Below are 12285 nucleotides of genomic sequence, written 5' to 3' on the forward strand. Positions count from 1 at the left end.
CGCGGCCATGGACTGTCGAGGACCAGGCGCGCCGCCCGTTCCCGCACTGGCCGGGATCTAAGGTGCCGGGGGCGCCGTCGGGACCGCGGCGTCAGTCGTCGGAGACGATCCGACCGTGCTCGTCGAGCACCGGGTGGAGTCGTACGGGGTCTTGGCTGTTGACGTCCGACGGGCGCGGACCCTCGGGGCCATCGGGCCCCCACCGCAGCAGGCGACGGGTGCGGGCGATCTGGTAGACGGCGCCTTGAAACTCCAGACGGTTGACGCGGCCGGGCAGCAACGCGGTGGCGGCCTCGGCGTATTCGGCCAGCTTCCCGGCTCGCCGGGCGGTTCCGTCGCCCTCGGTTTCGGTGCGGGCATCGACGTCCACGGCGGCGTCCATCGGGATGAGGCCACGCATGCGCGGCCACGTCCAGGTCAGGGCGAAGTACAGGGACCTGCGGGCGGAGTGCGGGGTCGCATGCGGGCCGCTGACCGGCGCCCAACTGTTCGTGGACTGCTCCACGACCGTGAACGACGGCGGCAACAGCAGGACGTCCGGATACAGGTCCAAAGCCCGGCGCGAGTCGGCGCGTACGTCCTCGGGGAACCGGTCGCCCGAGTAGCACAGGTCCCGCAACGCCAGCTGCTCCGCGACCTGAGTCGGGGTGACTGGCGCCTGCGGGTCCACGACCAGGCCGTCATCGACGTCGGGGCCCCTGGACGCGCGGGACCAGTCGGGGACAAGGGGTTCGGGATCGGTCGGGCGCGGCCCTTCCATCCCGCCCACGCCCCCTACGGCCGCGTACTCTTCGGCACGCACGATCCGGAACCGGGTCCCGGCCACGGCGAGTTCGTCGACGCGCTCGGTCTCAAGCCGGGTGACCGCCGCCAGCAGAGCGCGCCGTTCCTCCGGTTCGTGTGCCTCGTCCTTCGCGCGGAACCACAGCCGCGAGTTCAGGCTGTCCCGGGCCTGTTGCGGGCAGCCGAGCGTGACCGCGACGATCACCCGCCACGCCGACCCGTCACCGTCCTCCTGTGCCGCCACCCCGAACAGCGGGCCCCGCACGACCAGATTCTCCATACGCGCCACGGCGTCGACGGCGTCCGCTTCCACGGCGGCCTCCACCGGCTCCACCGGCACCCGCACCGTGATCGGCCGCACCCCGCCTGGTCCTGCATCCCGATGATCCATGGCGTCATCCTGCCGATCGCAGCACGTCGGCGTCCTTGAATCTGCGGATTCGCCCCGCTCTCCACGGAAAGGTGTTATTGCCCGTACCTCGCGATCCGAGCGCGCCGGGACCACCGCCGCCTGGCCGACGCCGTAACAGCCAGCAGCCACCAACAGCCGAATGCCCCTGAGGGGACCTTCAACGCCCGCGCCCACCGCCTACGCCGTAGGCCGGGTCATCACCATGCGCGTGATGTCTACCCGTGACTTGGCGCCCAGCTTGCGGTAGGCGCGGGTGAGGGCCGCTTCCACCGTTTTCACGCTGACCACCAGGCCGGCCGCGATTTCGCGGTTGGTGGCGCCCTGGGCGACGCGGGCGACGACGCTGCGCTCGGTCGGCGTGAGGTGGTCCGACCAGGAGCCGCCTTCCGGCAGGCAGGCCGAACCGTCCTGCGCGCGGTCGCGTTCGGCGCGCGTCATGGCGGCCCAGGGGCGGGCGTCCGCCTTGGTGAAGGTCCGCAGTGCGCCGGAGAACGCGGCGCGGGCGGCGGCTTCGTCGCCGAGCAGGCGCCGCACTCGGCCCAGGGCCACCCTGGTGCGGGCCTCCTCCAGGGGGTATCCGGTGGCCCGCAGCCGTGCTGCGGCGTTCTCCAACCGTCTTGCCGCTCGCGGGAGTTCGCTGCGGGCCACGTCGACCGCCGCTGCCGCCCTGTCGAGCGTGGCCAGCACTCCGGCCCGGCCGAGCCGCTCGGCCTGGCGGCGGGCCAGGGTGATGACCGCCTCCGCCTCGTCCGGTGCGCCGTCGGCGGCCAGGGCCTCCGCGAGGTCGGCGTGCCAGCGTCGGGTCGCCGGGTCCCGCTGGCCCTGCGCGGTCTCCAACTCCGCTGTACGCCTGAGAAGTTGGGCCGCCTGGCCGCTCTGGCCGACGAACAGTCTGATCCTTCCCTCGGCGTGCAGCGCCCGGGGCAGGAAGAGCCGGTCGTCGTCGTCCTCGCTGTGTCGTCTGGCCTTCTCCGCGGCGCTGAGCGCCTGGCTCAGGCTGCCGCCGGCCGTCTCGGCGAGCGAGACCGCGTACCAGGCGGGCCCCTGGCTCAGCCCCGCCTCCTCGACGATGCGCAGGCTCTGGCGGGCGATGGTCAGGGCCGGCCTACAGCGTCCGCGCTGGATCTCGACCTGCGCGAGCCCGATGAGGCACTGGCTCAGACTGTCGGCCGAACCGCGCTGGCGCAGCCGGTACACGAGGGTGCGCAGTTCGGCTCTTGCCTCGTCCAGCTCGTCGCGCACCAGGTGGAACCGGTATTTGAGGTGGACGGGGCCGTTGTGGTGCGTCATCGCGTGCACGTCGTGCGGTGCGGCGAGCGCCGAGGCCAGGGTCGTCTCCGCCTCCGGGAGTCCCAGGAAGAGTTCCAGGGCCGCCTGTTGAGTCAGCGCCATGAGCTCGGTCCGCCGGTCGCCGGTCCGCGCCGCGAGCCCGGCGGCGCGGACGGCATGGCCGTGGGCTCGTGGCGCGGAGCCGCCCACCATCCACTCGCGCCAGCTCATCCGGTAGTGCAACTGGGCCAGCAGTCCGGGATCGCCGGCGGCGTCGCGTACCGCCTCCGGGAAGACGTCCGCGATCTCGGCCATCGCCTGCCCGCACGAGTCGATGACCACGTTCCAGGCGCGTACCCGGTCGGCCGGCCGGTCGGCGTCGCCCAGTGCCTCGTGCGCCAACTGCCTGGCGAAGCCGAGGTCTCCGGCCTCGATGCCGTCCTCCGCGGCGGTGAGCCTGCGGTCGATGTCGGCGTGTTCCTGTCCGGCGGGGGTGTACTCGGCGGCCAGGCGACCGAGTCTCGCCGCGGTTCCGGGAGCGCCTCGGCGGCGGGCCGCGGAGGCGGCGGCGGAGAGCCGGGCCGCCACGACCGGATCGGGGCCCGCCGTGAGCCACGCGATGTGGTGGGCGCGCTCGACCGCGTCGTCGGACGCGTCCGCCAGTGCGCGGTGCGCGTCCACCAGACGTTCGTACGGGGTCTCGGCCTGGAGCACCATCGGCGTCAGCGGATCCTGGAACCTGATGGCTCCGTGGTCCGACGCCGACAGGATGCGGATGATGCCGCCCCGTACGCAGGCGTCCAGGTCGGCCGCGACGTGGTGGCGGCCCGCGCGCCGCATCAGTTCCACCGTGGGGCGTACGGCGGCGCCCGCCAGGACCAGCGTCTGCCGGGCACGGGCGGGGAGGGTGTCGAGCCGGTCGAGGACGGGCCGGCGCAGGGTGTCGGGGACGGGGAGCGGTTCGGCGGAGCCGGGCAGGTCCGCGCCCTCCACCCGGACGCGCTCGTCGAGCGTGGAGCTGAGCTCCAGTGCCGTGCGGGGGTTGCCGCCGCTTGCCCGGTGCAGCCGAGCGACGAGCGGGCGGGGCCAGGAGGGGTGGTCGTGCCGTTCCAGAAGCTCGGCGACCTCATGGGCTGTCATGGGCGGGACACACACCCGGCGGACCGGCTGCCCGCACAGCTCCCGTACGGAGCCGTCGGACGAGGGGCCGGACCCGTCCCCCGTGCGCAGTGTGGCGAGCACCGAGAGACCGGGATCGGCGCGGCGCGCAAGGTATTTGAGGATCTCCGCGGTCGGGTGGTCGAGCCACTGTGCGTCGTCGACGACCAGCAGCAGCGGACCGGCGTCGCCGAGCAGGGCGAGGACCCTGCGGACGGCGATCCGCAGGACGAGCGCGTCGCGCCCGGCGACCGGTCCGGTCGCCCCGCTGCGCAACAGAGCTGCTTCGAGTACGGCTCTTTCGTGGGCGGCCAGTGCGGCGAGGGTGTCGTCGCGGACGCCGGTCAGTAGGTCGATGAGTCCGAGGTAGGGGCTGTCCTGTTCGTCCGGGGAGGGCGAACAGCGCAGTACTTGGTGGCCGTGGGCGCCCAGTTCCGCGGTCAGTTGAGCCACCACTGTGGACCTGCCGATGCCCTGGGGGCCGGTGAGGAGAACACCGCCTCCGCGCGCCAGGTGAGCCCGTACGGTGTCGCAGAGGGCGTTGCGTTCGACACCGGGCGGCAGGGTGGTCGGCTCGGTCATCGCCAGCCCTTCCGGACACAGCCTCGTTCATGCCTCAGTCATCGATCATGAACCTGCCATTCATCGTGCCGCGCCGAATGTAGGACTGCCCTCGGTGAAAGGTCAAGACCAATTGAAGATCTGGCCGGGCCGGCCGCCCACATGCGGACCGGGCCGCCGGTCAGAAGACCAACGGCCCGGCCGCGCAAGGGAGTTGATGCCCTCCAGTATGTGGACTCAGCAGGCGCCCGCGTCCTTCCAGACGGCCCAGGAGCCGGGCGCGCCCGGCTCGGCGCCGGTCGAGTACCACTGCGAGGACCACTTGTGACCGTTGTGCGAGACCTGGTCGCCCGGCACGTAGCTGCTGGACGCGCTCCAGGCCGGGATGTTGCCGCAGCCCCCCGGCGGGTTGCCGCCGGTGATGGTCCAGGTGAAGGAGGCCGTGCCGGTGGCGTTGTCGGTGTTCTTCGCCGCGACGGTCACGGACGAGGTGCCGGCGGTGGTCGGAGTTCCCGTGATGAGGCCGGTGGAGGAGTTGATCGAAAGGCCCGCGGGCAGGCCGGTCGCACTGTAGGTGAGCGTCTCGCCACCGGGGTCGCTCGCCTGGATCTGCAAGGAGACGGCAGTGCCGACGGTGCCGTTCTGGTTGCCCGGGTTGGTCACCGACGGCGACCCCGGCTGACCGTTGCAACTGCCGGGTACGGGGTCGGCACCGGTGACGCTGACGGCAGCCCAGGCGGCGTCGACCGTGTTGTACTCGGTGCAGTGCGTGCCGTAGAGGTCGGCGGCGGCACGCAGCGAGTCGATGCGAGCCTGGTGGTAGTTCTCGCCGCTGTTGGCGTAGGAGGCAAGGGCCTTGTACCAGATCTTGGCGGCCTTGTCGTTGCCGAGTCCGGTGACCGTGGAGTTGTTGCAGGTGGGGCTGTTGCCGTAGCCGTGGTCGCCGCTGCCGACGGCCGCGAGGAAGAACCAGTGGTTCAGCGGGCCCATCGAGTAGTGCGGGTCCAGGCTGCCGTTGTTGCTGTCCCAGCAGTTGGGCGAGCGGCCGTCGAGGGACGGGTTGTACATGTAACGCAGCGGCCGGCCGTCGCCGTTGATGTTGATGAGTTCACCCATGGTGTAGTCGGGTGTGTCGACCGGGTTGTTGGCGTAGAACTCGACCATCGTGCCGAAGATGTCGCTGGTGCCCTCGTTCATGCCGCCGGTCTCGCCGGTCTCGTCCCAGCCGGTGAGGGCGCCGCTCACGCCGTGGCTCATCTCGTGCCCCGCGACGTCGAGTTCGACCAGCGGCCGCGCGTTGCTCTGGCCGTCGCCGTAGGTCATCTGGGTGCCGTCCCAGAAGGCGTTCACGTACGCGTTGCCGTAGTGCGTCCGTGACGGTACGCCGCGGCCGTCGCCGAAGATGCCATTGCGGCCCTGGACGTTCTTGTAGTAGTCGAATGTCTCCGCCGCGCCGTAGTGGGCGTCGGCGCCGGCGGACGCGGGGTCGCTGGTGGCGCCGTTGCCGAAGGTGCCGTTGGAGCTGGTGAAGACCGAACCGGTGCCGCTGGTGGCGTGGTTGAGGTTGGTCGTGTAGCCGTTGCCGTGCGACGGGTCCGTCATCGAGTAGCCGCTGCCGCTCTGGGTGACGTCGAGGGCGACCCTGCCGCTGTAGATCGACTGCCCGGTCCCGGCGACCGTCGGTGCGGCGGCCCGAGCCGCCGCACCGACCTTCGAGGCGGTGGCGTGCGCGGCCCCCTCGGCCGCGAACGTGCTCACCTCGTCATTGGTCCGTACGACCTTGCCGGTACGGGCGTCCACCAGAACGTGCAGGCGGCTGGGAGTCCGGTCCGGGCGGGTGCCGCTGACGACGGTTTCCCAGACCAGGGTCGCGCCGGTGCCCGCCAACTGCACCGCCAGGTGCGAAGCGGAGACCGAGTCGACGTGCCCCCTGAATGCGGCTGTCGACACCTGCGCGGCGCGGGAGGCGGCCAGTCGGGGCTCGGTGGAGACCGCCCCGGAGGCCCCCGAACCGGTGGCCAGCGATGCGTACGTGCCGTCCTTCTTCAGGTGCACGATGACGTCGCCGCCGTACGCGGGCAGCCCTTTGTACGTGCGGTCGAAGCGGACGGCGGCGGAGCCGTCCCTGTCGACCACCAGGTTCCGGACCGAGAAGGCGTCTCCGTCGGCCTTGTGGGCGGCGCCCGGGTGGCTCGCGAGCGCCTTCTGCGCGGCGTCAACTACGCGGCTGCGCACGGCGGGTGCCGGATCGGCCGTGTAGGGGGCCGGGGCGAAGGCGCCGGGGCCGGCCGGAGAGGGGGGTGGCGTCGGCGTCGCCGTGGCGGCGGGCAGGGCGATGGCGGACGCGGACACGCAGGCCAGCGCGACCGTCAAGAGCCTCGCGGCTCTTCGTATCTCCATGGGAGTGGGGGTTCCTTTCGCTTCGGGCACGGGAGCGTCCGCCGCTGGTACGCAGGGCCGTTGGGGAGGCGGTGGACACATGCGGGTGTGCTGACGGCGCCGCCCGTGGCTGGAGCCGCGCTGACGCACGAGTGTCCGCAACGGGGGTGGCGGCGGCCAGGCACTGCGGCGAGTGAGAGGGGTTTCCCTATCCGGGGAGAGCGGGGTCTTGCCGCGACGGCACTGATCGGGTGGCCCTCGGAGCGTCCCCAGATCTGGACGAGCTCATCGAGGGACGCGAGCCGGCGGGAGCCCCTGCCGCGCCTGGACGGGCCAAGGATCAGCCTCGGCGGCGGGCGCGAGGACCCTTTCTTCAGCGATGCCGAACGGGCCGCCCTTGCCCTGGCGGAGGCCTCTGCCCGCCAGGCCGACAGCACCGACGCCGTCCCGGACGCGATCTGGGACGACGTCGCCGATCACTACGACGAGAGGGAACTCGCCGGGGTCATCACGATGATCGGTCTCACGAAGCTGTCCAACACCCTCAACGCACCACTCGCCAAGTCGCCGGTTCCGCTTGGTAGTTGGGAGCTCGCGGCGAGACGCGGGCCTGGGCCTACCTGGACGCGAAGCCGCTGCGCCCGGCGGCGCGCGTCGTCATCGTGGGCGACAGCATCAGGCGCTGTCCCGGCACCTCAACGCCCTCAACGCCCTCAACGGCTGAGCTGACGGGGGCTGGGGGTGCGTACCCCGCATGGCGTTGCGGGCCGGTGCGTCACAGGAGGCCGCCGAGCGGCAGGACGCGTTCGGTGAGCCGGCCGCGGAGTCTTCCCTCGGTGGTGTCGGCTTCGGTCAGCCAGTCGGCGGCGACCAGGAGTTCGGCGTGCTCGGCGACCTGGGCGGGGAGCAGGCCGCAGAACGCGGCGACCTGGTCCAGGTCGAGTCCCCCGTCTTCAAGGCGTCCGAGCTGTCCGTCGGGACGGGTGTGGGCTGCGGTGTACAGGGCGAGGAGCCGGGTGGTGGCACCCAGCTTCTTCTTGCGGATCTTCCGGTCGCCCACCGCTTTCTGCGCCCAGCCGGAGATCCTTGAGCGAGTGGTCTTGCCGAAGGCGAACGGGCGTGGCCGATCGGGCAGCAGGGAGGGGACGGTGATGGCGGTGGGCTCCTCGGGCTGGGAGGCCAGCGCCTCGGTGACAGTTCCGGGCAGGCGCAACCAGTCGGCCGCGACGAGTTGGTCCAGTACGTGCTCCGCATCGCCTTGCAGCCAGCCGGTGACGTCCTGGCCGGTGACGTTCCCGGTGCCGGCGCGCGCGGCCCGCAGGGTGAGCATGAGCACCGCGAGGCGTACCTCGGCCTCTGGGTGCGGGGCGTGGGTTTGGACGTACTCCAGCACACAGCGGGCGTGTACGGCCTGATTCTGCGTCAGCAACCGCTCCACTGCCGGCCCGTCGCCGCTCCCCGTTCCGCCGACGATCCGGCCGGTGCGGTTGATGTGCGTCTCGCGGGTGGTCTGCGCGGCCTTCTCGGCGCGCTCCGCCTCGCTGCGCAGGGAGCCGTCGCCACTGACGTCGGCCCAGAGCGCGAACGCCCGGGCCTTGCGCTCGTGGAGCTCGGCGAGGAGGACGGCGTCGGGTTCGGTGCGCTGCTGATAGGCGCGGAACGCGTCGCCCAGCTCGATGAGTTCGATGCGCAGGACGTCGGGCTGAAGGTCATGCGGCACGGTGCGCTGCGCGATCTTCCCCCACTGCTTCCCTCTTCGGGGCGCCGTCACCTGTGAGGCGGCGCGGGCCCGGGGGACCGACGCCGCATCGGTGGCCGGGGAGGGCGGCGGGCCGTCGGTGGGGGAGGGGCGTTGGTCGGAGAACATTGCCGCCACACCGCCTCCCGCCGTGCTGTCGGCGGGCTCCCGCTCCACGGCCGGCTTACCCGCCGACTGGCCCGCCCCGGTGGGTGGTGGCGCGGTGTCCAGGGCGCGGCAGTCGGGGGTGGCGGCCGCGCAGCGCGCGCACATCTCCGCGATCCGCCACAGCCGCCCGGTACGGTCCACATACACCGTCAGGACCACCGGGCCCCCGCACCGCACCGACCCCGCGACCGGCCGCACCCCGCTCCTGCGCCCGGCGTCGGGATCGGGGGTGTGCCATGCGCAGTCGGCGGCCCGGCAGGCGCACCACGCCTCCGCGCGCGGCCCGCCGCCCGCGCGGATATGGGCCAGATGCATGTTGATGTGGCCGACCGCGGCCTTGCGTCCCGCGGCGGCGCCGTCGGGGAATCGCTGTTCGGCGCAGGCCGGGCGGGAGCAGGAAAGCTTCACCGTGCCGGCGGAAGGGCGGCCGTAGGGATCCAGGCGCACCGTCCACACTCGCCCCGCGACGCGCTCCTCCTGCCGTGCGTCGGCCGCCTCCACCGCCATGTGCGTACTCCCAGCGTTGCTCGATGCGTTGCCCCAGGTGGTCCCCATCATCGGGGATGGAGCCGAGCAACTCAGGGCGAAAGGGAGTTTCAGACCCGGCGTGTCTGCTCATGCCCGAACACCCGGCACCACCCTGCGAACCGTCTGGAGTCAGTGCCGCTGGGGCCCAGGAGGGTGGGGGCGTCGAGCAGTCCGGGGAACGCCATGTTCATGTCGGCGCTGGGCCGCACTTCACCCGTACGGGTGTGACGTCGTTCGAGGTCTCAGGATGCCCAGGTCCACAACCGGGCGTCGTGCGTCGTGCACCGAACATGGGGTTTCCGTATGGGTGATGCCGGCGGGATCACCGATGCGAGATGTTCCGGAGAGCGAGAGCCGCTCCACCTGCCGCCTCAGTACTCTGACTTCGCATGACCGAGATCGAGATCAGCGCAGACCTGGTCCGCGACCTGCTGCAGGAGCAGCATCCAGACCTTGCGGGGCTGGCCGTCCGCGAGGTGGCGGGCGGCTGGGGCAACCAAATGTGGCGCCTCGGAGACGAGTTGGCCGTGCGCATGCAGCGCATGGACCCCACCCCGGAGCTCCAGCTCAAGGAGCGGCGGTGGCTACCTGTGCTGGCCCCGCGCCTGCCGCTGCTGGTGCCGACCCCGGTGCGGTTCGGCGAACCGTCCGAGCGCTTCCCCAAGCACTGGACCGTGATGACGTGGGTCCCCGGCGAGCCGCTGGACCACGGCTCGATCAGCCGCGGCGACCACGCGGCCGACACGCTGGCGGGCTTCCTCCGGGCGCTCCACGTGGAGGCGCCCGCCGAGGCGCCGATCAGCTCGGACTTCGGCGCTCACCCCAAGAAGTGCACAGACGGCTTCGACCACTTCTTCCACGCCGTCGTCCCCGACGACCTCGCCGACGACGTCCGGGCCGTCTGGGACGACGCCGTCGCGGCGCCCGAATGGGAGGGCCCGCCGCTCTGGGTGCACGGCGACCTCCATCCCGCGAACGTCGTCGTCTCGGACGGAACGCTCTCGGGCATAGTCGACTTCGGTGCCCTGTTCGCAGGCGATCCGGCGTGGGACCTCGCCGCCGCATGGGTGCTGCTGCCCGCGGGCACGGCCTCACGGTTCTTCGACGTGTACGCGCATGCGGACCAGGCGGCGATCCGGCGCGCCCGTGGGCTGGCCGCGATGAAGAGCCTCTTCCTGATGCTCATGGGGCAGAACGGAGATCGGGGCCTTCCCGGTGGCAAGCCGAACTGGGGACCTGCGGGCCGGGCGGCACTTGATCGTGTTCTGAAGGGTGTTTGATGCGGGAATGGCGGCCCCACACGTGAACCCCCGGCCTCCCGGGCGGGGCCTTCCGTCGCTACCCCGAGCCCAGCCTTGGGGACCCGTGCCCGCGGTCGTACGTCCCCTGCGTCCCGCGGGGTCCTCGTTGGGGACACGGATGACCCCGCGGGCGTTGGCGTGTGTGTCGCTGTGGCGTTACGACACCGGCGTCGGCCGCTCCGGTGCCAGCGAGTTGCCCGCCGGGATGTGTCCGCAGTCGGACGGGGCCGGCCTGCCGGCGAACCGGTCCGAGAGCCAGCCGATCGCTCCGGGTGCCCAGGCCGCGGCCACGGGGACGTGGCTGAGCAGGTTGTACTGGTGGAAGGCGATCGAGTCGTTGCCTGTGGCGCAGTACTGCCGGGCGAGGGCGCGGACGTCCCCCGCGACCATGACCCCGTCACCCCTTCCGATGCCCGGCGGGTTGCCGAAGGTCCCCTCGACGACGCCTCCGTTGCCCTGCGCGATGAATCCGGGAACGGTCGGGGTGGCGGCCGAACCCAGGTTGATCTTGTTGACCGCTTCGACGAACGCGGTCACCGAGTTCGGGTCGGCGTACTGCGGCTTCGCCAGCTTCTTCCAGGTCAACCCGGGGTAGTGGCCCAGTGCGTCGAGGAGCGAGCCGTGCTCCAGGTCGCCGTACACCTGTTGCCCGTAACTGTTCAGATACTGCTTCAGGTCGATGCCGTACGACCGGGCGACCCCGATGATCGCCATGGGGATGACGCCGGACCACACGACGGAGCCGTCCACGTACTTGAGGTTGTGCGCCGGATCCACGAGCAGGCCGCCCTCGGCGAAGCCCACCAGCCTCTTGTTGACGTCGGGCGCGTACGCCGGTGCGAGCGCCGCCGCCCAGTTGGTCGCGATGGCGCCGCCCGAGTAGCCCATCAAGCCGACCCTGGTGTCGGCGTTCATGCCGGTCCCGGCCTCGGGGTCGGTCGCGGCCCGGATCGAGTCCAGCGTGTTGGTCGCGTACTCCGGGCCGGCCGCGAAGTCGGCGGTCTGCCCTTCGGTGTCCGGGATGACGACGTTGTAGCCCTGCGCCAGCAGGGGCGCCAGGAAGAGGTTCTCGGCGTTCGCGATGACTCCGCCCAGGGTGACGTCACCGGCGATGGCGCGGGAGGGGCCGTCCTTGGGGTTGAGGGAGTCGTAGAACGACTGGTAGGACACCGCTTTGCTGCTGTCGCCCTTGACGCTGCGCACCACTGTCGTCACGTTCGCGGCCGGGTGGCCCTGAGCGTCGCGGGTGCGGTAGAGCAGCTGGACCGCCTTGACCGGAGTGGGTAACCCCACGATGTGGTACTGCAGCGTCCGCTTCTTCAGCACGGTGCCGGGTGCGTACGAGGACAACGGTGTGCTGCTGTCGTAGGTGTAGAACGGGTCGCTCTTCCCGGCCGTGGACGGCGTGGCGGCGGCGGCCGTGGCCGCCGGAACGGCGGTGGCGGCCAGCGCCGTGGCGATTGCCGTCGCCAGCACCCGTGTGGCGTGTCTGAACATGGTTCCCCCGTGGATCGTGAAGTGAGTGGCAGGAGTGACCCCAGGAAAGTTACCTATAGGTAACTGCACTGTATAGAGCCGCGACGAGGACTTTTTTCGCTGCGGGCCAGGTACCTGCCGGACCCACACCCTGCCCTCGTCCATGCCACTGCTGATCCTCGCGCCGAGCACACCCCCAGGCGCTCGCGCAGCCGTGTCCGGCGGCCGGTTCGCCCAGCCTGCCCAGTCGTTCGGGGGCCGGGGTCAGGCGGGTTGGGCAGTCCGCATGAGGTGCTGGAAGGCTGTCATGCAGGGCAGGCAATGGTGGTCGGTCTGCGCGTTCTCGTCGGCTTCGAGGGGCTGGCCGCACAACGTGGTTCGCTGGTGTTGGACGACGACGTGCCACACCGGTCGATTGCCGTTGACGGCCGTGCCGACGTGCATTTCGTACATGGCAGTCCTCCTTACCGTGGACAGCACTCCACCCCACCATGGCTCCGGGGCCGGCGCCC

At 71.5% G+C, this 12285-nt stretch carries 7 protein-coding genes; 1 reads left to right on the forward strand and 6 read right to left on the reverse strand.

From position 1 onward, the window contains the following. Window positions 1–91 precede the first annotated feature (91 nt). From ACWC2B_RS20225 to ACWC2B_RS20240, 4 genes are all read right to left on the reverse strand, one after another. Window positions 92–1174, reverse strand: coding sequence for a DUF5954 family protein (locus ACWC2B_RS20225; protein WP_450718389.1), 1083 nt, complete (start codon window positions 1172–1174; stop codon window positions 92–94). Window positions 1175–1372: 198 nt separating this feature from the next. Beyond that, a complete protein-coding gene (locus tag ACWC2B_RS20230; protein ID WP_450718391.1) occupies window positions 1373–4204 on the reverse strand; it encodes an AAA family ATPase in 2832 nt (943 codons plus the stop codon). 216 nt (window positions 4205–4420) lie between these two features. Next, window positions 4421–6583 carry a M4 family metallopeptidase gene (locus tag ACWC2B_RS20235; protein WP_450718393.1) on the reverse strand — a complete coding sequence of 721 codons (2163 nt, stop codon included), beginning with the start codon at window positions 6581–6583 and terminating at the stop codon, window positions 4421–4423. A 754-nt stretch (window positions 6584–7337) separates the two neighbouring features. Beyond that, entirely contained in the window at window positions 7338–8975 is a 1638-nt protein-coding gene (locus ACWC2B_RS20240) for a hypothetical protein (RefSeq protein ID WP_450718395.1), read from the reverse strand. A gap of 410 nt (window positions 8976–9385) precedes the next feature. Here ACWC2B_RS20240 and ACWC2B_RS20245 point away from each other — a divergent pair, with 410 nt between their 5' ends. Continuing rightward, window positions 9386–10276, forward strand: a complete 891-nt coding sequence (locus tag ACWC2B_RS20245; RefSeq protein ID WP_450718397.1) for an aminoglycoside phosphotransferase family protein — start codon at window positions 9386–9388, stop codon at window positions 10274–10276. A 177-nt stretch (window positions 10277–10453) separates the two neighbouring features. Here ACWC2B_RS20245 and ACWC2B_RS20250 read toward each other — a convergent pair whose 3' ends face one another. Both ACWC2B_RS20250 and ACWC2B_RS20255 read right to left on the reverse strand, forming a co-directional pair. Further along, window positions 10454–11794 carry a lipase family protein gene (locus ACWC2B_RS20250; protein ID WP_450718399.1) on the reverse strand — a complete coding sequence of 447 codons (1341 nt, stop codon included), beginning with the start codon at window positions 11792–11794 and terminating at the stop codon, window positions 10454–10456. A 243-nt stretch (window positions 11795–12037) separates the two neighbouring features. Then, window positions 12038–12226, reverse strand: a complete 189-nt coding sequence (locus tag ACWC2B_RS20255; protein WP_450718401.1) for a hypothetical protein — start codon at window positions 12224–12226, stop codon at window positions 12038–12040. Window positions 12227–12285: the final 59 nt, after the last annotated feature.

The organism is Streptomyces sp. NPDC001415 (assembly GCF_053597395.1).

Coding starts and splice junctions, on each gene's coding strand:
- ACWC2B_RS20240 (WP_450718395.1), bottom strand. CDS start 8,975: ATGGCGGTGGAGGCGGCCGACGCACGGCAGGAGGAGCGCGTCGCGGGG.
- ACWC2B_RS20245 (WP_450718397.1), top strand. CDS start 9,386: ATGACCGAGATCGAGATCAGCGCAGACCTGGTCCGCGACCTGCTGCAG.
- ACWC2B_RS20235 (WP_450718393.1), bottom strand. CDS start 6,583: ATGGAGATACGAAGAGCCGCGAGGCTCTTGACGGTCGCGCTGGCCTGC.
- ACWC2B_RS20255 (WP_450718401.1), bottom strand. CDS start 12,226: ATGTACGAAATGCACGTCGGCACGGCCGTCAACGGCAATCGACCGGTG.
- ACWC2B_RS20225 (WP_450718389.1), bottom strand. CDS start 1,174: ATGGATCATCGGGATGCAGGACCAGGCGGGGTGCGGCCGATCACGGTG.
- ACWC2B_RS20250 (WP_450718399.1), bottom strand. CDS start 11,794: ATGTTCAGACACGCCACACGGGTGCTGGCGACGGCAATCGCCACGGCG.
- ACWC2B_RS20230 (WP_450718391.1), bottom strand. CDS start 4,204: ATGACCGAGCCGACCACCCTGCCGCCCGGTGTCGAACGCAACGCCCTC.